General features: G+C 66.9%; 1 protein-coding gene. It reads right to left on the reverse strand.

Annotated features, from left to right (window positions below; all coding sequences use genetic code 11):
- Nucleotides 1–2808 (reverse strand): amino acid adenylation domain-containing protein (locus ACH49N_RS38880; protein WP_358278823.1); only part of this gene is annotated, 2808 nt, incomplete at both ends.

Here is a 2808-nt window from a genome sequence, read left to right on the forward strand (position 1 = left end):
GGGGATGTTGTAGGCGGGTGAGGTGGTGTCGTATTGGTTGAGGAACCACATGCGTTTCTGGGCGGGGGAGAGGGGGATCCACCGCGGCCGCGGACGCGCGACCAACGGATGCGGAACGTTGTTCGTTCGATGAACGAGGTGGCTCGACACAGTGCGCGGGGTCAGGTCCTCGAACAGCGTGCGCACGCCGATATCGGTGTGCAGAGCACTGTTGATGCGCGCTACCGCCCGGGTGGCAGTCAGCGAATTGCCGCCCGCTTCGAAGAAATTGTCGTCGATGCCCACGTGGTCGAGTCCGAGTGCGGCAGCGAAGGCGTCGGCGACCGTCTCCTCGATCGGAGTCGCGGTGTGGCGCGCGGTATCCGCGCCGCGGTCGAATTGGGGCTCGGGTAGCGCGGCGCGATCGAGCTTGCCGACCCGCGTCAACGGAATTTCCTCGATCGTCACGATGGCCGCCGGAACCATGTAGGCGGGAAGCGACTCGGCGAGGTATGCAGTGAGTTCCGCGGGAACGGCCTCCATGCCTTCGGCAGGCAAGACGTAGGAGACGAGCACGGTATCGCCGGAGGGTCCCGTCGTTCCGATCGTGGCCGCGTACGCGAGAGCGGGGTGGCGGGTCAGCGCGGCATCGATTTCGCCCAGCTCGATCCGGAAACCGCGGACCTTCACCTGGAAGTCGCTGCGGCCCAAGTATTCCAGTGAGTGGTCCTCACGTCGCCATCGGACGATGTCGCCCGTGCGGTACAAGCGCTCACCGCCGCCGAACGGATCAGCCACGAATCGCTGTGCTGTCAGCCCCGGCCGCCGGTGGTATCCCCGGGCGCATCCGGGACCCGCGACATACAGCTCGCCGGGTACTCCCGCCGGCACCGGCTGCAGACGCGCATCGAGTACGAGCTCGGCGACGCCGCGGACCGGCTTTCCGATGGTGATGTCGGCTCCGTCGCTCATCGGATCACTGATATTGCACATCACAGTCGTTTCGGTGGGCCCGTACCCGTTCCGAAGCCTCCTGCCCCGTGCCCATCTGTCGACCAGACCGGGTGGGCACGCCTCGCCACCCACCACCACGTCGCGGAAGGTGTCGAGGTCCGCGGGGTCGGTTGTGGCGAGTGCGGCGGTAGGCACGAACGCGTGTGTGATCCGCTCGGCTTCGATCAGCCGGGTCAGTTCGATGCCACCGAACACTCCGGGTGGCGTGATCACCATCGTTGCGGCGGAATCGAACGCGAGGAGGTAGTCGAACAGCGAACCGTCGAAGGTGGGTGACGAGAAATGCAGCACGCGGGAATCGGTGTGCGGTGTGAGCAGCTCGGCTTGCGCTGCGGCGAACGAACCGAGACCGCGGTGCGTGACCACCACACCCTTGGGCACGCCCGTCGACCCGGAGGTGTAGATCAGGTAGGCCGGGTGGTCGATCCGCGACGGCAGTCGGCGATCCCGGTCGTCGACCGGAGCGGCCGAGTAGCTTTCCGTCCGGGTGCGGAAGTCGGGTCGGTCGACGAACAGCCAGGACGTGGTGTCCGGCAGCTGGTCGCGGTGCTCGGAACAGCTGAGACCCAGCAGGGTGCCGGAGTCGGTCAGCATCTGCTCGATGCGGGTGCGCGGGTACCCCGGGTCCACAGGCAGGAACGCCGCACCCGTCTTGCTGATTGCCCAGACGGCAAGGACCGAGTCGATCGACCGAGAGAGGGCGAACGCCACGAACGATTCCGGTGTGGCACCGAAGTCGATCAGCAAGCGCGCCATCCGGTTCGACGTCTCGTCCAGCTCGCGGTACGTCACCGTGCGCCCCTCGAACGACAGCGCAGGCGCCTCGGGATTTCCTGCGGCGGCAGCGCTGAAGATCTGCGCGAGGGTGCGGTACTCGACGGCCGGTGCTCCCCGGGCGGGCACGAGGTCCCGCAGTTCCGCGTCGTCGAGCACGTTCAGCGCGGCCAGCGTCGTATCGGGTTCGGTCGCCATGACGGTGAGAACCTTGCGGACTCGGGCAGCAATGGATTCCACCTCCTCCTGCTCGAGCAGGTCGGGCAGGTACTCGAACTTCAGGTGGAGCCGGTCGTCCGCGGACGCCGCGATGGCCAGGGGGTAGTGGGTGGCGTCGGACCCGCGGGTGGCCGTGATCTCGAGGTCGGACTTCTGGGCGTCGAGCGTCGTGTCGAGGGGGTAGGACTCGAAGACGGTGAGGGTGTCGAAGGTGGTGGCGGGTCCGGTGGCGCGGTGGATGTCGGGGAGGCCGAGGTGGTGGTGGTCGAGGAGTTGGGTGTGGGTGTGGTGGGTGCGGTCGAGGAGTTGGGTGAGGGTGTGGTGGGGGTCGAGGGTGATGCGGACGGGGATGGTGTTGATGAAGAGTCCGACCATGGTCTCGATGCCGGGGATATGGGGTGGGCGTCCGGAGACGGTGGTGCCGAAGACGACGTCGTCGCGGTGGGTGAGGGTGGCCAGGACGATGCCCCAGGCGGTTTGGACCATTGTGTTGAGGGTGAGGTTCCGCTCGCGCGCCAGCGTTCGTAGTGCTTGCGTCCCTTCCTGATCGATCGACAGGCTCAGCTCCTCCGGGAAGTTCGCCACCGTTGCCCGGTCCGAGTCCGCGATGAGAAGAGTCGGCTCCTCCACACCGTCGAGTGCTTCCTTCCACGCGGCGACGCTGTCCTCGACCGGTTGCCGCCCGAGCCATGCCAGGTAGTCGCGATACGACCGCGGGTGCGGCAGCCCGGTGGTGTCGTTGTGGTGGGTGTAGAGGTGGAGGAGTTCGTGGAGGAGGAGGGGGGTGGACCAGCCGTCGAGGAGGATGTGGTGGTTGGTGAT

Origin of the sequence: Rhodococcus sp. NPDC019647 (assembly GCF_044389235.1) — a bacterium.
In the GTDB taxonomy this organism is placed as follows: Bacteria; Actinomycetota; Actinomycetes; order Mycobacteriales; family Mycobacteriaceae; genus Rhodococcus_F; species Rhodococcus_F oxybenzonivorans.